The sequence below is a fragment of the Streptomyces xinghaiensis S187 genome (assembly GCF_000220705.2).
GTDB lineage: Bacteria > Actinomycetota > Actinomycetes > Streptomycetales > Streptomycetaceae > Streptomyces > Streptomyces xinghaiensis.
In genome coordinates this window covers 1,528,896-1,549,546 of sequence record NZ_CP023202.1, presented here as the reverse complement: position 1 = coordinate 1,549,546, position 20,651 = coordinate 1,528,896, and the positions used below count along the sequence as shown (strand labels likewise).

At 75.0% G+C, this 20,651-nt stretch carries 13 protein-coding genes; 8 read left to right on the top strand and 5 right to left on the bottom strand.

Annotated features, from left to right (window positions below):
* Window positions 1-8 precede the first annotated feature (8 nt).
* The 5 genes from SXIN_RS06515 to argF all read left to right on the top strand — a co-directional run bounded on the left by SXIN_RS06515 (window position 9) and on the right by argF (window position 8,738).
* Window positions 9-1,904, top strand: coding sequence for a 3' terminal RNA ribose 2'-O-methyltransferase Hen1 (locus tag SXIN_RS06515; protein WP_238153693.1), 1,896 nt, complete (start codon window positions 9-11; stop codon window positions 1,902-1,904).
* The gene (locus tag SXIN_RS06510; protein ID WP_095756726.1) at window positions 1,901-4,792 is read left to right on the top strand and encodes a polynucleotide kinase-phosphatase; all 2,892 of its coding nucleotides are present in this window, start codon (window positions 1,901-1,903) and stop codon (window positions 4,790-4,792) included. Before SXIN_RS06515 ends, SXIN_RS06510 begins: the two co-directional genes overlap by 4 nt.
* Before the next feature lie 158 nt (window positions 4,793-4,950).
* Window positions 4,951-6,063 carry an ABC transporter substrate-binding protein gene (locus SXIN_RS06505; RefSeq protein WP_019711089.1) on the top strand — a complete coding sequence of 371 codons (1,113 nt, stop codon included), beginning with the start codon at window positions 4,951-4,953 and terminating at the stop codon, window positions 6,061-6,063.
* A gap of 204 nt (window positions 6,064-6,267) precedes the next feature.
* A complete protein-coding gene (locus SXIN_RS06500) occupies window positions 6,268-7,506 on the top strand; it encodes an arginine deiminase (RefSeq protein WP_019711088.1) in 1,239 nt (412 codons plus the stop codon).
* Between the two features lie 224 nt (window positions 7,507-7,730).
* Window positions 7,731-8,738 (top strand): ornithine carbamoyltransferase, encoded by a 1,008-nt coding sequence (argF, locus tag SXIN_RS06495; protein ID WP_019711087.1) that lies wholly within the window; start codon window positions 7,731-7,733, stop codon window positions 8,736-8,738.
* 79 nt (window positions 8,739-8,817) lie between these two features.
* Here argF and SXIN_RS06490 read toward each other — a convergent pair whose 3' ends face one another.
* Window positions 8,818-10,200: a CoA transferase gene (locus SXIN_RS06490; protein ID WP_192883557.1), complete on the bottom strand. Its 1,383-nt coding sequence runs from the start codon at window positions 10,198-10,200 to the stop codon at window positions 8,818-8,820.
* A gap of 202 nt (window positions 10,201-10,402) precedes the next feature.
* On the opposite strand from SXIN_RS06490, the gene SXIN_RS06485 reads away from it, so the two are divergent.
* Complete coding sequence (locus SXIN_RS06485; protein ID WP_019711085.1) at window positions 10,403-10,969, top strand: hypothetical protein; 567 nt, start codon at window positions 10,403-10,405, stop codon at window positions 10,967-10,969.
* 132 nt (window positions 10,970-11,101) lie between these two features.
* Here the strand turns inward: SXIN_RS06485 and SXIN_RS06480 are convergent, their stop codons facing one another.
* A complete protein-coding gene (locus SXIN_RS06480; RefSeq protein ID WP_019711084.1) occupies window positions 11,102-12,982 on the bottom strand; it encodes a glycoside hydrolase family 15 protein in 1,881 nt (626 codons plus the stop codon).
* 403 nt (window positions 12,983-13,385) lie between these two features.
* Here SXIN_RS06480 and SXIN_RS06475 point away from each other — a divergent pair, with 403 nt between their 5' ends.
* Both SXIN_RS06475 and SXIN_RS06470 read left to right on the top strand, forming a co-directional pair.
* Window positions 13,386-14,327, top strand: a complete 942-nt coding sequence (locus SXIN_RS06475) for an NAD-dependent epimerase/dehydratase family protein (protein ID WP_019711083.1) — start codon at window positions 13,386-13,388, stop codon at window positions 14,325-14,327.
* Window positions 14,328-14,353: 26 nt separating this feature from the next.
* The gene (locus tag SXIN_RS06470) at window positions 14,354-18,058 is read left to right on the top strand and encodes an aminotransferase class I/II-fold pyridoxal phosphate-dependent enzyme (RefSeq protein WP_272951799.1); all 3,705 of its coding nucleotides are present in this window, start codon (window positions 14,354-14,356) and stop codon (window positions 18,056-18,058) included.
* A gap of 38 nt (window positions 18,059-18,096) precedes the next feature.
* On the opposite strand, the gene SXIN_RS06465 is transcribed toward SXIN_RS06470, so the two are convergent.
* The 3 genes from SXIN_RS06465 to SXIN_RS06455 form a co-directional block, all read right to left on the bottom strand.
* The gene (locus SXIN_RS06465; RefSeq protein WP_019711080.1) at window positions 18,097-18,678 is read right to left on the bottom strand and encodes a toxin; all 582 of its coding nucleotides are present in this window, start codon (window positions 18,676-18,678) and stop codon (window positions 18,097-18,099) included.
* 16 nt (window positions 18,679-18,694) lie between these two features.
* A complete protein-coding gene (locus SXIN_RS06460; RefSeq protein WP_019711079.1) occupies window positions 18,695-19,156 on the bottom strand; it encodes a helix-turn-helix domain-containing protein in 462 nt (153 codons plus the stop codon).
* A gap of 325 nt (window positions 19,157-19,481) precedes the next feature.
* Window positions 19,482-20,642 (bottom strand): MAB_1171c family putative transporter, encoded by a 1,161-nt coding sequence (locus tag SXIN_RS06455; protein ID WP_019711078.1) that lies wholly within the window; start codon window positions 20,640-20,642, stop codon window positions 19,482-19,484.
* Window positions 20,643-20,651: the final 9 nt, after the last annotated feature.

Below are 20,651 nucleotides of genomic sequence, written 5' to 3'. Positions count from 1 at the left end.
CTCACACGGTGTTCCTGACCATCGGCACCACCGGCACGCCGGACCGTCCCGCGACCGACCTCGGCTTCCTGCTGCACAAGCACCCCGACCGGGCGCAGGCGTTCCCCACCTCCCACGGCACGGCGCACGTCCTCTACCCCGAGGCGTCCGCCGAGCGCTGCACGGCCGCGCTGCTGCTGGAGGTGGATCCGGTCGCGCTGGTGCGCCGCGGCAGGGGGCGCGACCGCGGCCCGTCCCCCGACGGCGCGCTCGCGCAGTACGTCAACGACCGCCCGTACGCGGCCTCTTCGCTGCTCGCCGTCGCCCTCGGCAAGGTCTTCGCCAGTGCGCTCAAGGGCCGCTGCGACGCCCGGCCGGAGCTGCCGGGGCGGGCTCTGCCGCTGCGGATCGAGGTCCCGGCGCTCTCGGCGCGGGGCGGACCGGCGCTCGTACGGCGCCTGTTCGAGCCGCTGGGCTGGACGGTCACCGCCGAACCGGTGCCCCTGGACGACCGGTTCCCCGAGTGGGGCGACTCCCGCTACGTCCGGCTGGTGCTGGAGGGCGAGCGGCAACTGCCGGACGCGCTGCGCCAGTTGTACGTCCTGCTGCCGGTCCTCGACGACTCCAAGCACTACTGGGTCGCCCCCGACGAGGTGGACAAGCTGCTCCGCTCCGGCGCGGGCTGGCTGCCGGACCACCCGGAGCGCGAGCTGATCGCGGGCCGCTATCTGACCCGCCGCCGCGGCCTGGCCCGGCAGGCGCTGGAACGGCTGGCCCTGGCCCGGCTCGCGGAGGCGGACGACGCCGAGCCGGAGGAGTTCGACAACGCCGTGGAGGACGACGGGGCGGAGGAGGCAGGGCCGGAGGGTGCCGGGGAGGCTCGCGAGAGCGGCGCCGGCCCCGGGGGCGCCGTGCGTGCGGTGGGCCCGTCGAGCGCGGAGGCCCGTGCGGCCGGCCGGGCCGGGGGCCCCGTCGGCGCGGGGGAGAGTGGCACGGGTGCGGGCACGGGTGCGGCCGCCCGTGCCGGCACCGGTGTGGGCGGGCACGGCACCGGCGGTGCCGCTTCCGGTGCCGTCGAAGGCGCCGGTGAGCGGCCCCCGGTACCCCTGGCCGTACGGCGGCGCGAGGCGATCGCCGCGGCACTGCGCGACTGCGGTGCGGCCCGGGTGCTCGATCTGGGCTGCGGCCAGGGCCAGTTGGTGGCCGCACTGCTGTCCGACCCCCGGTTCACGGAGATCGTGGGCATGGACGTGTCCCCGCGCGCCCTCCAGGCCGCCGCGCGCCGGCTGCGGCTGGAAAGGATGGGCGAGCGCCAAGCCGGACGCGTCAAGCTGATCCAGGGGTCCCTCGCCTACACCGACACCCGGCTGCGCGGCTATGACGCCGCCGTGCTCAGCGAGGTCGTGGAGCACGTCGACCCGCCGCGGCTGCCCGCCCTGGAGCACGCGGTGTTCGGAGCGGCCCGGCCGCGGACCGTCGTCGTCACCACGCCCAACGCCGAGTACAACGTGCGCTGGGAGAGCCTCCCCGCCGGGCGGTTCCGCCACCACGACCACCGCTTCGAGTGGGACCGGGCCGCGTTCCGCGACTGGGCTCGGCGGGTGGCCGGACGCTACGGCTACGAGGTCGCGTTCGCGCCCGTCGGCCCGGACGACCCGGAGGTGGGCCCGCCCACCCAGCTCGCCCGCTTCACCCTGCCCGTCGCCGTACCGGAGCGGACGGGGCGGCGGGCGACGGCCCCGGCGGACGCGGAAACGGCCTCCGGCGCCACGGCCCCGGTGACCTCCGGCAGCACGGCCCCGGCGCCCGCCGCCCCGGCCCCGGAGCCCACAGCACCCGGCGGCCCGGCCGTCCTCCGTGCCACCACCCCGGCTCCCGCGGCCACCCCCACTTCCACCACCCCGAAGGAGGCGACGACGGCATGACCGACGAGCAGCCCCGCGAACCCACCGCCACCGCCCCCGCCCGCCCCGGCCGCACCCTCGCCGTCACCGACCTCTCCCTCGTGGTCCTCATCGGCGCCACCGGCTCCGGCAAGTCCACCTTCGCCGCACGGCACTTCAAGCCGACCGAGGTCATCTCCTCCGACTTCTGCCGCGGCCTGGTCAGCGACGACGAGAACGACCAGACCGCCAGCCGCGACGCCTTCGACGTGCTGCACTACATCGCGGGCAAGCGGCTCGCCGCCGGGCGGCTCACGGTCGTCGACGCCACCAGCGTCCAGTCCGAGAGCCGCCGGCAGCTGATCGCGCTGGCGCGGGAGCACGACGTGCTGCCGATCGCCGTCGTCCTCGACGTCCCCGAGCGGATCTGCGCCGAACGGAACGCCGCCCGCCCCGACCGGGCCGGTATGCCCCGCCATGTCGTCCAGCGCCACCAGCGGGAACTGCGCCGCTCGCTGCGCCACCTGGAACGCGAGGGCTTCCGCAAGGTGCACGTCCTGCGCGGCCCCGAGGAGATCGACGCGGCCGAGATCGTCCGCGAGCGCCGCTACAACGATCTGCGCCACCTCACCGGGCCGTTCGACATCATCGGCGACGTCCACGGCTGCCGCTCCGAACTGGAGACCCTGCTCGGCCGGCTCGGCTACGCGCTGCGGTACGACGAGGCGGGCCGCCCGGCCGGGGCGGCGCACCCCGGGGGCCGTACCGCCGTGTTCGTCGGCGACCTCGTCGACCGCGGCCCGGACAGCCCCGGGGTGCTCCGGCTGGTGATGAACATGGTGGAGGCGGGCACCGCGCTCTGCGTGCCCGGCAACCACGAGAACAAGCTGGGGCGGTACCTCAAGGGCCGCAACGTCCGCGTCTCGCACGGACTCGCCGAGACCGCGGCCCAGCTGGAGAAGGAGGACGACGCCTTCCGCGCCCGGGTGCGGGCGTTCATCGACGGGCTCGTCAGCCACTACGTCCTCGACGGCGGCGGGCTCGTCGTCTGCCACGCCGGACTGCCCGAGAAGTACCACGGCCGCACCTCCGGCCGGGTCCGCTCGCACGCCCTCTATGGCGAAACCACCGGGGAGACCGACGAGTTCGGGCTGCCCGTCCGGTACCCGTGGGCGGAGGACTACCGGGGCCGCGCCGCCGTCGTCTACGGCCACACCCCCGTGCCCCGCACCTCCTGGCTCAACAACACCATCTGCCTCGACACCGGCTGTGTCTTCGGCGGGCGGATGACGGCCCTGCGCTGGCCCGAGCGCGAGCTGGTGGACGTACCGGCCGAGCGGGTCTGGTACGAGCCGGTGAAGCCGCTGGACAGCGGGGCACCGGGCGGGGCCGAGGGCCGCCCGCTCGACCTCGGTGACGTCACCGGCCGCCGCGTGATCGAGACCCGGCACCACGGCCGGGTCGCGGTCCGCGAGGAGAACGCCGCGGCCGCCCTGGAGGTGATGAGCCGCTTCGCGCTGGCCCCGGAGCTCGTGCCGTATCTGCCGCCGACCATGGCGCCCTGCGCGACCTCCGCCGAGAAGGGGTATCTGGAACACCCGGCCGAGGCCTTCGCCGGCTACCGCGCCGACGGCGTACGCGAGGTGATGTGCCAGGAGAAGCACATGGGTTCGCGCGCCGTGGTCCTCGTCTGCCGGGACGCGGGGACGGCGGCGGAACGCTTCGGCGTGCCGGACGGCGGGGTGCCCGGCGCGATCTGCACCCGCACCGGGCGGCCCTTCCTCGACGACCCGGAGCCGGCCCGGCGCATCCTGGCACGGCTGGCGGAGTGCGCCGAGGCCGCCGGGCTCTGGGCCGAACTCGACACGCCCTGGCTGCTGCTGGACGCCGAGCTGATGCCGTGGTCGCTGAAGGCGGCCGGTCTGCTGCGCCACCAGTACGCGGCGGTGGGCGCGGCCTCGCGGGCCGTCTTCCCCGGAGTCCTGGACGCCCTGGAAGCAGCGGCGGCGCGGGGCGCCGGGGCGCCCGGTCTGCTGGACCGGCAGCGGGAGCGGCTGGCGGACGCGGAGGCGTTCACCGCGGCCTACCGCCGCTACTGCTGGCGGGTGGGGGACCCGGCCCGGCCCTGGCCGGGAGCGGCGGCCGAGTCCGGCGGCCCGGCCGGGACCGCCGTGCGCGCCGGGTCCGATGCGTCCGAAACGTCCGGGGAGTCCGGCGGCTGCGGCGGTGGGGACGGTGACGGCCGCGGCGGGGACGGCCCGGAGACGGACGGTCTGGACGGCATCCGGCTGGCACCGTTCCAGCTGCTGGCCGCCGAGGGGCGCAACCTCGCCACCGAGCCGCACGATGTCCAACTCGCCTGGATCGACCGCCTGATCGAGGCCGAGGCCGCGATGGCCGCGCGGCCGGGAGCGGGCCGGCCGGCGGCGGAGGGAGCCAGAGCCCCGGCGGCGACGGCTTCCGGCGGGCCGGACGGGGACGCGCCGTCCTCCGGGCCCCGCCCGATGCGCGTCAACCGGCTGCTCCACCCCACCCGCCGGCTGCTGGTGGACACCTCCGACGAGGCGTCGGTCGCCGCCGGTGTCCGGTGGTGGCTGGAGCTCACCGGGGCGGGCGGCGAGGGCATGGTCGTGAAACCGCTGCGGCCGTTGGCGCGGGACGGCCGGGGCCGCCTCGTCCAGCCGGGCGTCAAGGTGCGCGGCCGGGAGTACCTGCGCATCGTGTACGGCCCCGAGTACACCCGGCCGGAGAACCTGGAGCGGCTGCGCGCCCGGCACCTCGGCCACAAGCGGTCCCTCGCGCTGCGTGAGTACGCCCTCGGGCTGGAGGCGCTGGACCGGCTGGCCGGCGGTGAACCCCTGTGGCGGGTGCACGAGGCGGTCTTCGCGGTGCTCGCCCTGGAGTCGGAGCCGGTCGACCCGAGGCTCTGACCGTTCCGGGACCGGGGCCGGGGCCCACCGGGGCCGGCCCGGCCCCGCCCCCGTCCCGCGTCCCACCGGCCGCCGCCCCGCCCGGCGCCGTATCCGTCCCGGCCCGTCCGCGATCCGGGCACACTCCGACCGAACCGTCACCCGGGAGACACCACCGCATGAAGACGCCACCATCGCCCGCCGGAGCGGCCCGGACCGACGGGCCGCCCGTCCGGATCGGTGCTCTCGCCCCGCTCACCCGGCCCGGCTGGGTGGAGGCGGGCCGCCATCTGCTCGCCGGACTCGAGCTGGCCGTTCGCGAGGTCAATGACGCCGGCGGGATCGCCGGGACGCCTCTTGAGCTGGTGGTCCGGGACACCGCGGCCGATCCGCGGCGGGCCGCGGCGGCCGTGGACGAACTCGCCCGCCTGGGCGTGGCCGCCCTGGCGGGGGAGTATCACAGCGTCGCCGCTCGCGCCGCCGCCGCCAGGGCGGACGCCCTCGGTCTGCCGTTCCTCTGCTCGTCGGCGGTTCTCGACGCGCTCACCGAACAGCCGGCGGAACGGGTCGCGCGCATCGCCCCGGCGCAGTCCCACGGCTGGCGGATCTACGCGGATTTCCTCCTCGGCGCCGGCCACCGCCGGATCGCCGTGGCGGCCGAGCCGAGCGTCTACTGGGCATCCGGGGCCCGCGTCCTGCGGGAGCACCTCGCTCCCCGCGGCGGCATCACCGTCGAACCGGACATGCGTGTGCTCACCCCCGCCGCCCTGTGCGACGAGCTCGCCGGCCATCGCGCGACAGCCCTCCTTCTCCTGGTCGGAAACCCGGAGCCGGCGGTGCCGATCGTCAGGGCCGTCCGCCGCGACGAGCGCCTCGCCGGGGTCCTGATCGGCGCTCCGGCCGGGCAGCCCGAGTTCCCCGCATGGGCGGCGTCGCTGGGCGGCGACGGTGCCGCGATCCCGTTCCTGCGCTATCTGCCCGAGCGCCTCGGCCCGCTCGGCGCACGCGTCGGGACGGCCCTCCGCGAGCGGCTGGCCGAAGCGCCGTCCTTCGTCGCCTTCGAGGGCTACGACACGGTCGCCGTGCTCGCCGAGGTGCTGCGTTCTCACGGCGCGGACCGGGAGCGCATTGCCGAGGCCTGGCCGGGTGTGGAGGCCGAGGGCACCCGCGGGCGGATCCGGTTCTCCCGCACGCCGGGGACCGGCGTGTGGCAGTGGGCCTGGGCGCCGGTCCACGTCGCCGACCGGGACCCGGCGGACCCCGGTCGCTTCCGGATCCTTCACACCGGCTGAGAGGGCCCCGAGGCCGGGCCGCCGGGATCCGTCCGAACTCGGGGCCGCACGCCGGTCCCTGGGGGACGCGGACTCCCGGCTTCGCGCGTCCGGAAGCCCAGCCCCCGGCCCGGCCCCGCCCCGATTCGCACGGCAGTGCGACACTCCGTGGCCCCGGAGGGGGCGGTACGGGCGCCGGCGGCCCGCCTCGGCCAGGATGGGAGCATGGCGTTCCATGTGGATTCCGAGGCCGGGCGGCTCCGCCGCGTCATCCTTCACCGTCCCGGCAGGGAGCTGAAACGGCTCACTCCCGGCAACAAGGACACTCTGCTCTTCGACGAACTGCTCTGGGTGAGCCGCGCTCAGGAGGAGCACGACGGGTTCGCGGAGGTGCTGCGCGGGCGCGGCGTGGAGGTCCACCTGTTCGAGGAGTTGCTGGGGGAGAGCCTGGACATCCCGCAGGCCCGGGGGATGGTCCTCGACCGCACCTTCGACGAACGGGAGTACGGGCCGCTGGCCACCGGGCATCTGCGCGGGCTGTTCGAGGAGTTGCCCGGCCCGGAGCTGGCCCAGGCGCTGATCGGCGGGGTGACCAAACGGGAGTTCCTGGAGCGGTACGCCGAGCCGGCCTCGGTCCGCTTCCACGTGATGGACCCGGACGACTTCCTGATCGCGCCCCTGCCCAACCACCTCTTCACCCGGGACGCCTCGGCCTGGATCTACGACGGGGTGGCGATCAACGCGATGCGCTGGCCGGCCCGGCAGCGCGAGACCGTGCACTTCGCCGCCGTCTACCGGCACCACCCGCTCTTCCGCGGCGACCGCGCGGGCGGCTTCCGCGTCTGGTCGGAGGGCGAGGGCGACCACCCCTCCACCATCGAGGGCGGTGACGTGCTCGTCCTCGGCAACGGAGCGGTCCTGGTCGGGATGAGCGAGCGCACCACGCCGCAGGCGGTGGAGATGCTGGCACGCGGCCTGTTCGCGGCCGGCTCGGCCCGCACGATCGTGGCGCTCGACATGCCGAAGGGCCGGGCCTTCATGCACCTGGACACGGTGATGACCATGGTCGACGGCGACACCTTCACCCAGTACGCGGGCCTGGGCATGCTCCGCTCGTACACCATCGAACCGGGCGCGGAGGTGCAGGACCTCAAGGTCACCGACCATCCGCCGGAGCACATGCACCGGGCCGTCGCGGCGGCGCTCGGGCTGGACCGCATCCGGGTGCTCACCGCGGTCCAGGACGTGCACGCGGCCGAGCGCGAACAGTGGGACGACGCCTGCAACGTCCTCGCCGTGGAGCCGGGGGTCGTGGTCGCGTACGAGCGGAACTCCACCACCAACGCGTACCTGCGCGACCAGGGGGTCGAGGTCATCGAGATCCCCGGCAGCGAACTGGGGCGGGGGAGGGGCGGGCCGCGCTGCATGAGCTGCCCGGTCGAACGGGACCCCGTGCGGCGGTGACGCCGGGAGGGGTGGCCCGGAGCATCCCGGCCGCCCCTCCCGCCGTCAGCACCGCGCCCCCGGCTCCGCCGGGTCAACCGCCCCGCCGGGCTCTCCGCCCCGGCCGGCTCGGTGCGTCCGGGATCACCCTGGCCGCGTATAGCAATGCGGGCTATCGTATAGTCTTCCATCGCGCCGGACGGCGCCCGCCACCCCACCATCGTCAGTGACCGAGGAGCTTCCCCATGGCGACAGACCTCACGGGCCGCCACTTCCTCAAGGAGCTGGACTTCAGCGCCGAGGAGTTCCGCCATCTCCTGGCGCTGGCAGCGGAGTTGAAGGCCGCCAAGCGAGCCGGCACCGAGACCCCGTCCCTCCGGGGCCGCAACATCGCGCTGATCTTCGAGAAGACCTCGACCCGCACCCGCTGCGCCTTCGAGGTCGCCGCCGCCGACCAGGGCGCCTCGACGACCTACCTGGACCCCTCCGGCTCGCAGATCGGGCACAAGGAGTCGGTCAAGGACACCGCCCGGGTGCTCGGCCGGATGTTCGACGGCATTGAGTACCGGGGCCACGGCCAGGAGACGGTCGAGGAGCTCGCCGCGCACGCCGGGGTTCCCGTCTTCAACGGCCTGACGGACGAGTGGCACCCCACCCAGATGCTCGCCGACACGCTCACCATGACCGAGCACAGCCCCAAGCCGCTGCACGAGATCGCCTACGCCTACCTCGGCGACGCCCGCTGCAACATGGGCAACTCCTACCTCGTCACGGGCGCGCTGCTCGGCATGGACGTCCGGATCGTGGCCCCCCGGTCCCTCTGGCCGTCCGCGGAGGTCGTGGCGGAGGCGGAGCGGCTCGCCGCGGGCAGCGGAGCCCGGATCACACTCACCGAGGAGATCGCGGAGGGCGTGCGCGGCGCGGACTTCGTGGCCACCGACGTCTGGGTCTCCATGGGCGAGCCCAAGGAGGTCTGGGACGAGCGGATCGCGCTGCTGAAGCCGTACGCCGTGACGTCGGACATCCTGGCAGCGACCGGCAACCCGGACGTCAAGTTCCTGCACTGCCTGCCCGCCTACCACGACCTCGGCACCAAGGTCGCCCGCGAGATCCACGAGCAGTACGGCCTGACCTCGCTCGAAGTCACCGACGAGGTCTTCGAGTCCGACCGCTCCGTCGTCTTCGACGAGGCAGAGAACCGCATGCACACCATCAAGGCCGTGCTGGTCGCCACCATGGCCGGCCTGACGTAGGCACGGTCGGCCCCGCCGGAGGCGGCAGCGGCGGCGGGACCTTGTCCCTGAGCCGCCGTTGAAGCCGCACCGCCGCTTCTCAGCTCTCCCAGGCCGGACGGTCCGTGCCCCAGATGCCGGGCGGGCGGCTCCAGTTGGCGGGCGCGCCCGCGTACCGGACGGGCGGGAGGGCGTGGCGGAGCGTGCCGACGGGGGAGGCGGTCTCCGTCAGCCAGGGCTCTGGCTCGTACGGGTCGCCGTCCAGGGGCGCCGGGCGGATGCCGCGCAGCAGCCAGGAGGCGGTGCCCGCGAGGGAGAGCCGCAGATGGCGTCCGGCCCCCGTCGTCCGGCGGTCGGTCAGCGCGCGCAGGACCGCCGCCGCGAGCAGATACCCGGTGCCGTGGTCCAGCGCCTGCGCGGGCAGCACGCCGGGCCGGCCGTCGTCACCGGCGGCCTCGGCCGCGGCGATGCCGCACGCCGCCTGGACGAGACTGTCGAAGCCGCGCCGCCCCGCCCACGGCCCGGACGGGTCCCAGGCGCGGAGCCGGGCGACGATGAGGCCGGGCCGGCGCGCGGACAGCGCCTCCGGCGACAGCCCGTACCGGTCGAGCGCTCCGGGCCGGTAGCCGGTGATCAGGACGTCGGCCGAGGCGAGCAGCTGCTCGAAGGTCGCCCGCCCGCCCGGGGCGGAGAGATCGAGCAGCGTCGAGCGCTTGCCCATGCCGGTGTCGGCGTGGGCGTCCGCGAACTCCCGGACGCCGGGCGGGTCCACGCGCAGGACGTCGGCCCCCAGCAGGGCGAGGGTGCGGGTGGCCACCGGGCCGGCGATGACCCGCGTCAGGTCCAGGACCCGGACGCCGGACGCGGGCAGCGGCGCCGGCGGCAGATCCCGTGCCGGGCCCGCACCGGCCGTCCGCGTCCCGGTGATCCGTGTCCCGACGAGCGGGTGGACGGCCGGCGCCGGCCCGGTGGCGACGGCCACGGCCAGGCCGCCCGCCGCGTAGACGGTCTCCTGCACCTCCCGGGCCGGGCGCGAGGCCACTTCCGCCGCCAGCGCCGCGGCCGCCGCCCCGTCGTCGGCGGTGTCGCCGATGCCCAGGGCGGCCAGCAACCGGGCACGGTGGTGCGGGTAGTTGGCGTGCGTGCGCACCCAGCCGTCGGCCGCGCGCCAGAAACCGGACAGCGGTGCGAAGGAGACCGGTGCCCGCCCGTCGATCCGCAGATGGCGCTCACTGACGAACGCCGTGGCCACCGCCCCCTCGTGCACCCGCACCTCCGGCAGCGGGGAGGCGTTGCGCGCCGCCAGCAGCTCGGCGGCGGCCAGCGAGCACACGCCCACCGTCGCCCGCGCCAGCTCCCGCACCGGCAGCCGGGCCGGGAGCACGCCCTCCGCCCCGGTGAAGGAGACCTGGCCGGCCAGGTCCTCCGGGCCGCCGAGCGCGGCCCACGCGTCCGCGGTCGCGGCGTCGATGCACCTTGTCATCCGGCCATGGTGCGGCAGGAGCCCGAGCCGGGGACCGTCCGGAGACGGACATCACACCCGCCGCGGCCGACCGCCGTCACCGGCCACTTCCGGCCAACCCCCGTACACAGCCCGTGGGAACGGCACAACGGGGGCAGACGAAACCGAACAAGCCGCCTCCGAGAAGCGGAAAGGGCGCGCGGCCATGCGGAACACGCGAAGCATGCGGAAGCTGACGCAGAGACTCGAACGACACCTCGGGGCCCAGGCGCTCCTCATCCTGCTGGTGGCGTGGCCCGCGCTCGCGTTCACCGGCCGGGAGTCCTGGTCCGGCTCCTTCGCGCGCGCCGCGGTGTTCGCGGCCGTGGGCACGGCCGTTCTGGCGTTCGACCGGCGCCGGGACAGCAGGGCCGCCGGGCTGAGCGAGGCCGACGCGGCGGACCTCGACCGGAGGCTCCGCCACGGCGAGATCCCCCGGCGCCGGCGGGAGCGGGTGGCCATGTACCGGCTGCTGGTCCACCGCCGCCACCGGATGCGCCACGCCTGGATCGCCCTGCCCGCGCTGGCCGTGGGCATCGCGACGGCCCTCGCCGTCATCGTCAAGGGCGCCGTCGGAGCTGGCCTGTTCCTGCTCGCCGTCCTGGTGTGCGTCACCGCCGTCGGCGCCTGGGGCAGCCACCGCCAGCTCACCCGCCTCCGCCGCCTGGAGGAATCCCTCGTCCGCGAGCGGGAGCGTGAACGCGAACGGGAGCGCGAACGGGAACGGCGCCGCGCCCGCGTCCACGCCTGAGCGGGTGCCCGATCCCCACGGGCTCGCGGCCGTCACATCACCGCAGGACGGCGTGGACGCCCCGCTCCTCGCCGCGGCACCCGGATTCCGACGCGGTCCGCTCACGCCTCCCGGGCAACCGGGTGCGGGCCGTCAGCCGGCAGGCCCCCCGCCGGGCCTTTCCCCGTGCCGCTCCTCCGCCTGGGCGATGGTCCACGCGGCGTTGACCAGGCCGATGTGGCTGAACGCCTGGGGGAAGTTGCCCAGCGGCCGGCCGGTGTCCGGGGCGGCCTGCTCGGCGAGGAGGCCGAGGTCGTTGGCGTGCGCTGCGGCCCGTTCGAAGGTGGCGCGGGCCTCGGCCGTGCGTCCGGCCACCGCCTGGGCCTGGGCGAGCCAGAAGGTGCACAGCAGGAAGCTGCCCTCCTGCCCGGCCAGCCCGTCGGTGCCGGTGACGCCGGCGGCCGTGGCGTAGCGCCGTACGAGGCCCCGGCCGTCCGTGAGGCGGGCGGCGACGGCGTCGAGGGTGGCCAGGAAGCGCGGGTCGTCGGCGGGCAGGAAGCCGGTGAGGGGCAGCATGAGGGCGGAGGCGTCCAGGGCGTCGCCGCCGAAGGACTGCGTGTAGGCGCCGACCGCCGGGTTCCAGCCCTGGTCGAGGATCGCGGCGCGGATCTCCTCGCGGGTCCGGCGCCATGCCTCCGCGTGCCCGGTGGCGCGCAGCCGCGGCGCGAGCCGCACGGCGCGGTCGAGCGCCACCCAGCACATGAGCTTGGAGTACAGGAAGTGCCGCGCCTCGCCGCGGATCTCCCAGATGCCGTGGTCCGGGTGGCGCCACGCCTCGGCGGCGGTGTCGGCCAGGCCGGTCAGGAAGGAGCGCAGCGCCGGACCGGAATCGAGCTGGTCCTCGAAGCGGGCCGCGGTGTCGAGGAGTTCGCCGTAGACGTCCAACTGGGGCTGGTTCCAGGCGCCGTTGCCGACGCGCACGGGGCGGCTGCGGCGCCAGCCGGCCAGATGGGGCAGCTCGCGTTCGCTCAGGTCGTGCTCGCCGCCGATGCCGTACATGATCTGCAGGTGGGAGCGGGTCCAGCCGGTGGCCGCGGCGCCCGCCATGAAGGCGAAGAACTCGTCCGCCTCGTCCGGGCAGGCGGCCACCCACAGGGCGTCCATGGTGAACGCGGCGTCCCGCACCCAGGCGTAGCGGTAGTCCCAGTTCCGCACCCCGCCGGGCTCCTCGGGCAGCGAGGTGGTCGCCGCGGCCACGATCGCCCCCGTGGGCTGGTACGAGAGGGCTTGGAGGATCCGGCCGGAGTGGTGCACCTGCTCCTTCCAGGGGCCGGAGTAGGTCTGGTGCATCCGTGACCACCGCTGCCAGGCCGTGACGGTGTCCTCCAGCTGCCGGGCGAGGTCGTCCTGGCTCCACACCCGCGGGTCCGGGCCGCCGGACGGGGCCCACTGCAGGGCGAAGCGGAGCGTCCGCCCGGCCCGTACCCGTACGGTGCCGTGGGCCGCGCCGGCGGCCCGGGTGAGGGGAACCGGGCTGGTCAGGGCGAAGTCGGCGGGGCCGCCGCGGGCCCGGAACCCGCCCTCGCACTCCGAGAGCAGCGGGACGACCAGGCCGTACTCCGGGCGCGGCCGGAAGTCCACGGTCAGCTCGGCGGAGCCGCGGGAGCAGTGCACCGAGCGGATCAGCAGGTGCGGGGCGCGTTCCCCGAGCCGGTGCGGGTCCTCGCCGGGGCCGGTGGCCAGGGCGTCGGTGAGCACGACCGTGCCGGTGGGCGTGGTGAACTCGGTCCGCAGGACCATGCTGTCCGCCACGTACCGGCGGGTGACGCGGGTGTCGCCCGCCGGCCGGATCGTCCAGCTCCCCGCGCGTTCGTCCAGGAGGGCGGCGAAGACGGCGGGGCTGTCGAAGCGGGGGAAGCAGAGCCAGTCGACCGCGCCCGTGCGGGCGACGAGGGCCGCGCTGTGCCGGTCGGAGAGCAGCCCGTAGTCCCCGATCGGGGTGTCCGCCCCCCTGGTGCGGGATCGCGCTGGCATCACGCCCGGCCCTCCGGTTCCTCTGCGGCGACGATGCGGTGCCGGACGGTCACACGCCCGCGGTCCGCCGGGCGGTACCGGCGGTGGTCCCGGGCGGTCCCGGGCGGTCCCGGTTTACGTCCGGCCGGGTCGCCCGCTCGCCCGCCGCGCCCGGTGGCGGCGCCGCCCTGCCACGCGCGGGGCCGTGCCGCCGGGGCGTGCGCGCGGGCCCGCCGGGTGACGGGGTGCCCGTCCGTCCGGCCGGCAAACCCCCTGCCACCAGCGGTGACGGGACGGCGCCGAGCGGCTCCCCGCCCCGTGCCCCATCGGCGGAGACCACCCCGGCGGCACAGGCCGGCAGGCACCCGCCGACACCCCCGGCACCCCTGCCACAGCAACCGCACACACGCGCTAATGTGCGCGCGTGAGCCTTTCTGTCGTCTTAGGTTTCGGGCCCGCCGGGGCAGCCACCGCACGGCTGCTGGCCGATCAGGGGCATTCCGTACGAGTCATCAGCAAGTCGGGCCGAAGTCCGGAGCCCGGTATCGAACACGTCGCACTGGACGCGACGGACAGCGGGCGGCTGACCGAGGCCGCCCGGGGAGCGACCGCGATCTACAGCTGCGCCGCACCGCCCTACCCGCGCTGGGCGAGCGACTGGCCGCCGCTGGCCTCCTCCCTCCACACGGCGGCCGAGGCGACCGGGGCCGTCCTGGTCATGCTCGGCAACCTCTACGGCTACGGCCCCGTGGACGGCCCCCTCACCGAGGATCTGCCGCTCGCGGCGACCGGCCCCAAGGGGCGCGTCCGCGCCACCGTGTGGGAGCGGACCCGGCGCCTGCACGAAGAGGGCCGCATCCGGGCCGTGGAGGTGCGCGCCTCGGACTTCTTCGGCCCGGGCGTGACCGACGGCGGGCACCTCGCCGGGCGCGTCATGCCCCGGCTGCTGCGCGGCAAGCCGGTCTCCACGCTCGGCGACCCGGACGCCCCGCACAGCTGGAGCTACGTCCCCGACGTGGCGCGGGCGCTCGCCGAGGTCGCGGGCGAGGAACGGGCCTGGGGCCGCGCCTGGCACGTTCCGACGGCGCCCCCGCGGTCCGTACGGGAGATGACCGACCGCCTCGCCGCCCGGGCCGGGACGGAGCCGGTCGCCGTGCGCGGCCTGCCGCCGGCCGTGCTGGGCATCGCGTCGCTCTTCTCCCCGATGCTGCGCGAACTGAAGGAGATCCGCTACCAGTTCGACCGCCCGTTCATCATCGACGCGAGCGCCTACGAAGCCGCGTTCACGGTGCGGGCCACCCCCCTCGACGAACAGGTCGGGGCGACGGTGGACTGGTGGCGCGAGCGCCTGGCGGCCTCCCGGTGACGGCCGCGACGGCGAAGGAACCCCCCGTGGGCTTACCCGGAGCACGGCGCGACGACATCGCGATCGTGGGCATGGCCTGCCGGTTCCCCGGGGCGCGGAACGTCAACCAGTACTGGCGGCTCCTCATGGACCCGCGGGCGCAGTTCTCCACCGTCCCGGACTCCCGGTGGCGCGCCGCCGCCTTCCTCCGCGACGACTTCCGCGACACCTGCTCGGCGTACACCGGCACCATGGCGCTGCTGCCGGACATCGGCCACTTCGACGCGGTGCACTACGGCATCCCGCCGCGGCGGGCCCGGGCGATGGACCCCCAGCACCGGCTGCTCATCGACCTCGCCCGGGAGGCCGTCCAGGACGCGGGCTGGGAGGCCGAGGGCTTCGACCGCGAGGAGACCTCGGTGATCACGGCGCTCACCGAGAGCGGCTACCGCGGGCTCAGCACCCTGCAGATCCGGATGCGCCAGCTCGCCGGCGGCGAGTTCGGGGCGCGGGCGGCCGGCCCGGGCTGGGCCGACACGGTTCGCGGCGTCAGCGGCCTGCACGGCACCTCCGTGGCCGGGCTGCTGCTCAACATGGGCCCGAACACGATCAGTTCGGTCCTCGATCTGCACGGCGAGAGCTACGCCCTGGACTCGGCGTGCTCCGGCGGGCTCATGGCCGTGGCCAACGCCGTGTACGCCCTGCGCGCCGGCCGGTGCCGTATCGCCCTCGCGGGCGGCGCCCAGCTGCACGTCACCCCCGACCTGCTGGTGGGGCTGTGCCGGATCGGCGCCATCTCGCGCACCGGCAGATGCCTGCCCTTCGGCGCGGAGGCCGACGGCTTCGTCCTCGGGGAGGGCGCCGGGGTCCTGGCGCTGCGCCCCCTGTCGGACGCGCTGGCGGCCGGCGACCGGGTCTACGCGGTGATCCGCGGCGTCGGCACGGCGAACGACGGGACCGTGCAGGGCGGTCTGCACCCCGAGGCGGCCGGCCAGCTCCGTGCGCTGCGCCGGGCCTACCGCGACGCGGACCTGGCCCCGGACGCGGTGGGCTATCTGGAGGCGCACGGCACCGGGACCACGGTCGGCGATCCCGTCGAGGTCGGCGTCCTGCGCGAGCTGCGCGGGGAAGGGGGCGCGCCCGCCTACCTCGGCGCGGTGAAGGCGGTGGTCGGGCACGCGCTCAACGCCGCCGGCATCGCCGGGCTCGTCAAGGCCGTCCTGGCCGTGCACCGGGGGGTGATACCGCCGCAGCCGGACTTCGGCCTGGCGGACCGCTCCGGGCTCGACGCCGCGCGGCTGACCGTCCCGGCGGAACCGTCCCCGTGGCCGGGGTCCGGGCAGCCGCGCCGGGCGGGGGTGAGCGCCTTCGGCTTCGGCGGCACCGGGGTCCATCTGGTGGTGGAGGAGTGCGGCGCGGCAGCGGCCCGCCCCGCACCGGACGGCACGGCACCGGACGGCACGGCACCCGGCGAGGGCCCGCACCTGCTGGTGCTCAGCGCCCGCGACCGCGCCGGACTGGCCCGGCACGCAAAGGAGTTGGCGCAGATCATCGACGACGACCGGCCGCCGCCGGCCGGAGTGGCGGACACCCTGGCCCGCCGGACCCTCTTCGCGGAGCGGCTGGCCCTGGTGGCGGAGGACGCCGCCGACGCCGCCGCCAAGCTGACCGAGGCGGCCGGGGCGGTGGCGGCGGGGCGGACCGGAAACCTCGGCCCGGGACTGGTGGCCGGTACGGCGCGGCCGGCCGGCGACGAGCTGCCCGAGGTCGCGGTGCCGGCGCCGGGCTCGGTGTCCGCCGAAGCGCGCTGGGCGGTGCTGGCACGGCTCGCGGAGCGCGTGACCGCCGGTGCGGACCTCCGCCCGGCGCGGGAGCGCATACCCCCGTACACCCTGCCACCGAGCCCGCTCGCCCCGCGCCACCACTGGGTGGTGGACGAGTCGGCCCGCGAGGACGGGGACCCGTCGCACGCCGCCGGGGCGCCGGGGGACGTCGGAGCCTCGCACGCCGCTGCCGAGCCGTCGGACGGGGGCACCTCCCACGCCGTCGGGGCAGCGGACGGGGGCACCTCCCACGCCGTCGGGGCAGTGGATGGGGGCACCTCCCACGCCGTCAAGGCAGTGGATGGGGGCACCTCCCACGCCGTCAAGGCAGTGGATGGGGGCACCTCCCACGCCGTCAAGGCAGTGGGGGAGGGCCGCCCCGCCCCGCCGGCCCCGTCCGGGCCGGCGCCCGTCACGGCGTACCCCGGCGCCGCGTCCGCCGCGGCGTCCCTCGTCTTCGAGGAGGTGTCGCGCACCAGCGTCTTCCCCGTCTCCGACCTGAGCGAGCGGACGGTGCTGGTGACCGACCTCGGCTTCGACTCGCTGATGCTGCAGGAGCTGGAGGTCAACATCGGCAAGCGGATACCCGGTTTCCGCACCGACGAGATCTTCTCGCCGGACCTCACCATCGCGCGGCTGATCGCGCTCGTCGCCCCGCAGGTCACGCGGCCGCCCGCGCCCGGGGGACTGCTGCCCGGTGAGACACCGGCGGACTGGGAGGCGGGCACCGCCCGCGTCGACGACTTCCCGGAGGTACGGGAGTTCGAGACGCGGCTGAGCACGATCAAGGGCAGCGGCGCGGACTTCCCGTACTTCCGCGTGCACGAGGGCAACATCCGCGACAGGACCGTCATCGGCGACCGGGAGTACCTGTCCTTCGGCAGCTACAACTACCTGGGCCTCTCCGGCCACCCGGCGGTCACGGAGGCCGCGCGGCAAGCGGTGGAGCGGTTCGGGACCTCGGTCTCCGCGAGCCGGGTGCTCTCCGGCGAACGGGACCTGACCGTACGCCTGGAGCGGGCGCTGGCGGACTTCCTCGGCGTGGACGACTGCCTGGCGCTGGTGAGCGGCCACGCCACCAACGTCACCGCGATCGGGCACCTCCTCGGCCCGAGGGACCTCGTGCTCCACGACGAGCTGGCCCACGACAGCATCCTGCAGGGCTGCGCGCTGTCCGGGGCGGCGCGGCGCCCGTTCCCCCACAACGACACCGGCCGGCTGGAGCACCTGCTGCGGCTCAACCGCTCCCGGTTCCGGCGGGTCCTGATCGTCGTCGAGGGCGCCTACAGCATGGACGGCGACCTGGCCGACCTGCCCGCCGTGATCGGGCTGAAGAAGCGCTACGGCGCCCTGCTGATGGTCGACGAGGCGCACAGCATCGGCACGGTGGGCGAACGCGGCCGCGGTGTGGGGGAGTTCTTCGGAGCCGACCGGTCCGACGTGGATCTGTGGATGGGCACCCTCTCGAAGGCCTTCGCGAGCTGCGGCGGCTATCTCGGCGGCTCGGCCCGGATGGTGCGGTGGCTGCGCCACACGCTGCCCGGCTTCGTCTACAGCGTCGGCCTGACCCCGGCCAACGCGGCCGCGGCCCTGGCCGCCACCGAGCTGATCACCGCCGAACCCCACCGGGTGCGCGCCCTGCGGCGGAACGCGGAGCTGTTCCTCGGCCTGGCCTCCTCGGCCGGCCTGGCGACGGGCTCCAGCGCCCACACGCCGATCGTGCCGTGCCTCCTCGGCGACTCGGCGCGGACCCTGCGCGTCGCGGACCGGCTGTTCGACCGGGGTGTCATCGCCGACCCGATCTTCCACCCCGCGGTGGAGGAGGGGCTCGCGCGGCTGCGCTTCTTCGTCACCAGCGAACACCGGGAGGAGGACATCGGACGGGCCGTGTCGGTCCTGGCCGAGGAGGTGGCGGCCGCCGGGGGATAAGGGGGACGGGCGGGACAAGGGGCGCATCTCAGATCATCTCAGATCAGCGTGCGTTCGATCCGGTCGAGCGTGGCGTCCTCCCCGGACCCCCCGCCCTCCCCGGACGCCCCCGCCCGGGCCCGGGGCGCGCCGCGCCGTCCCTTGGTGCTGCCCACCCGCTGGGAGAGCAGGTAGGCGATGATCTCCGCCTCCTGTTCCTGCACGTCGTCGTAGGTCGCGCGCAGGAGCATGTCGCGCACGAGGTCGGGGTCGAGGTTGGGGAAGAGGAGGCGGGCGCTCGCCTCGTCCAGCCAACCCGCCCCGCGATGGCAGCAGATGATGTGGCCCAGCTCGTGCAAGATGATGTGCTCCCGATGCGCGCTGGTGGTGTTGGCGTCGTAGAAGATGAGGTCCTCGTCGCGCGCGGCGACCCACATGCCGCACGGGTGCGACGCGGGCATCTGCATCGGGACCACCGTGATGGGACGCTCGCGGATCTCGCCGAGGTAGCGGCAGAGCTCGGCCACGTCGGCCACCTTCGGCAGGTCCAGCTCGGCCAGCCGCCGCGCGCCCTCCTTGCGGAGCCGCTTGAGCCGGCTGCGGCGGTCCTGGCCGGCCGGCTGCGCCTTTCTGCCGCTCATCACCGGCCGCCGCCTCTCACTTCTGCTCCGAGGGGCCGGCGGGGTCGGGATCGGGATCGGCGACGGGCGGGAGGCCCTGCAGCTGCCGGTACTGGTCCATGATGGCCGTGATGGCCTGGAGGTTCTCCTTCTTCATCCCGGCGGCCCGCATCGCCACGGAGCGGACCCCCGCCTGCCGCAGCGCCTCGATGGCGGCGACCTCGCTGAGTACCGACTCGGCGACCTCGTCGTCGAAGAAGTAGGCCACCGACACGCCGAAGAAGCGTGCCAGGGCGGCCAGCAGGTCCGGGGAGGGATTGGAGCGCTTGCCCGTCCGCAACTGCGAGAGGTACACGCCTCCGACGCGGAGTTCGGGGTTGGCCCGCTTCAGCTCGTCCGCCACCTCGGCGTTCGTCCAGTGCCTGCCCTTGGGGCGAACCGTCTTGAAGAGCTGGTCCAGACGCACTGCCAGTACGGGCCGCTCGTCGGTCTCGGACATTCCCAATCTCCCTCCCGCCACCTCCTCGGTCTTGCTCTCAGCTAACCGTCAGTTTTCCAGATTAGCGGTCAGTTGACAATCTGACAGCATTGCGCCAACGTGGACCCCGGCCGATAGCTGGCAGCTAATTCGCTTACGGGGGAAGCGAGTTGGGTGCCGGCCGCGTCGGCCCGGCCCGGTACGGGGGATCGAACCGGGCCGGGCCGGGCGGGTCGTATCCGCCCGGTCCACGGGAAACACGGGGGAACGGGGAGGCCCGCCCGGTCTGCAGGGGGCAGACCGGGCGGCCCCCTCAACCCGCCCTCCCCGGCCCGTACCCAGCCACTCAGCCCGTCTTGCCGAGCCTGCGGTAGGCGGACGCGACCTTGGTGAGCCAGACGATCTCGGCGGTGAGGTTGTCCGTGTCGCGGTCCTCGAAATCGCCGCCGGCGTCCTTGTTGTCATCCGGGATGGTGCCGGTGCGCTTGGCCTGCAGCGCCTGCCGGATCTGCGCCGCTTCGGCGAACGCCTGCCGGGACTCCTCGCTCGCCCCCGGACCCGCCCCGCCCGCGCCGTTCGAGGCCCGGTCGATATAGGGGCGCAGGTCCCGCCAGCCGTCGCGTATCTCCACCACCCGCCGGTGGAGGCGGTAGTTGAGATCGGAGACGGAGGCGGCCCCGGACGGCTCCAGAACGATGTCCGGGGAGGACTCGTACAGATCCCGCCACAGCGGATACAGCACCCGGTACGACCGGTAACTGCGCGCCCACTCCACCAGCTTGGCGACCGACCCGCCCCAGGACGGGATGGTCAGGCTGAGGGAGAGGACGAGGATGCCCGCCGCGCTGAAGATGTTGGAGGCGAGCTGCCAGACGCCGATGTCCACCCCGGCCGCGGCGGTGAGGATGTTGACCGTCCGCGCGGAGCAGTAGAGGAAGAGGACCACCGCGGCGACGCGGAGCATCCGCAGGGCCTGCCGCAGCGAGTCGTTGTCCGTCATCCGCGCGTAACGGCCGCACTGGCGGAAGATCGTCACGCACGGAATCGCCTGGGAGACGATGAAGAACAGCAGATAGGTGAGCACCAGCGGCTGCCCGCTGCCGGTGTTGAAGTCCGACGCCGGCCGGCCGGGCCCGTCGGCGACGAAGAACAGCGCGATCAGCAGCGCGTTCAGGGCGATACCGGCCACCAGCCAGGTGCGGGTCTTCCACGCCGCCTCCTCACCGTCGGTCGCCCAGCGCAGCAGGATGATCTGCGCGCTGACGCAGAAGGCCACCGCCGACACGTGCATCACCAGGATCGCGAGGTTGCCGACGCCCAGGAAGCTGTCGCTCCCCATGGCGACGGCACCCATCGTGAAGGTGAGGCACTGGAGGAGCAGCGTGACCATCAGCGTGCGGTAGGTGGTGTCCCGCCAGCTGCGCCTCACCTGGAACAGCCGGTAGGCGAGCGCGGCGTAGGACGAGACCGCCGCGATGACGAAGCAGAGGATTCTGATGCTGTTCACTGACTGGCC

Coding starts and splice junctions, on each gene's coding strand:
- SXIN_RS06510 (WP_095756726.1), top strand. CDS start 1,901: ATGACCGACGAGCAGCCCCGCGAACCCACCGCCACCGCCCCCGCCCGC.
- SXIN_RS06480 (WP_019711084.1), bottom strand. CDS start 12,982: ATGCCAGCGCGATCCCGCACCAGGGGGGCGGACACCCCGATCGGGGAC.
- SXIN_RS06465 (WP_019711080.1), bottom strand. CDS start 18,678: ATGAGCGGCAGAAAGGCGCAGCCGGCCGGCCAGGACCGCCGCAGCCGG.
- SXIN_RS06500 (WP_019711088.1), top strand. CDS start 6,268: ATGGCGTTCCATGTGGATTCCGAGGCCGGGCGGCTCCGCCGCGTCATC.
- argF (WP_019711087.1), top strand. CDS start 7,731: ATGGCGACAGACCTCACGGGCCGCCACTTCCTCAAGGAGCTGGACTTC.
- SXIN_RS06490 (WP_192883557.1), bottom strand. CDS start 10,200: ATGACAAGGTGCATCGACGCCGCGACCGCGGACGCGTGGGCCGCGCTC.
- SXIN_RS06460 (WP_019711079.1), bottom strand. CDS start 19,156: ATGTCCGAGACCGACGAGCGGCCCGTACTGGCAGTGCGTCTGGACCAG.
- SXIN_RS06485 (WP_019711085.1), top strand. CDS start 10,403: ATGCGGAAGCTGACGCAGAGACTCGAACGACACCTCGGGGCCCAGGCG.
- SXIN_RS06505 (WP_019711089.1), top strand. CDS start 4,951: ATGAAGACGCCACCATCGCCCGCCGGAGCGGCCCGGACCGACGGGCCG.